Source organism: Peribacillus frigoritolerans, assembly GCF_030676415.1.
Taxonomy (GTDB): domain Bacteria; phylum Bacillota; class Bacilli; order Bacillales; family DSM-1321; genus Peribacillus; species Peribacillus frigoritolerans_A.
In genome coordinates this window covers 1-255 of the sequence record NZ_JAUUTW010000151.1, presented here as the reverse complement: position 1 = coordinate 255, position 255 = coordinate 1, and the positions used below count along the sequence as shown (strand labels likewise).

1 protein-coding gene is annotated in these 255 nt (G+C 42.7%); it reads left to right on the top strand.

Annotation, left to right across the window (positions count from 1 at the left end; translation table 11 throughout):
• Positions 1-255 (top strand): cation:dicarboxylate symporter family transporter (locus Q8G36_RS28855; protein ID WP_305275384.1); only part of this gene is annotated, 255 nt, incomplete at both ends.

The window sequence follows — 255 nt, the reverse complement described above, 5'->3', positions numbered from 1 at the left end:
TGTACGGAATCGATTTAAGCGTGTATGAGCAAATTACGCTAATGCTAGTGTTAATGATCACGTCCAAGGGGATTGCGGGTGTACCGGGTGTATCTTTCGTAGTTCTTTTAGCGACATTGGGAACTGTCGGTATTCCTATTGAAGGTCTAGCATTTATTGCCGGTATCGACCGTATTCTTGATATGGGACGTACAGTAGTAAACGTTATCGGTAATTCACTTGCAGCAATCGTCATCTCTAAATGGGAAGGTCAAT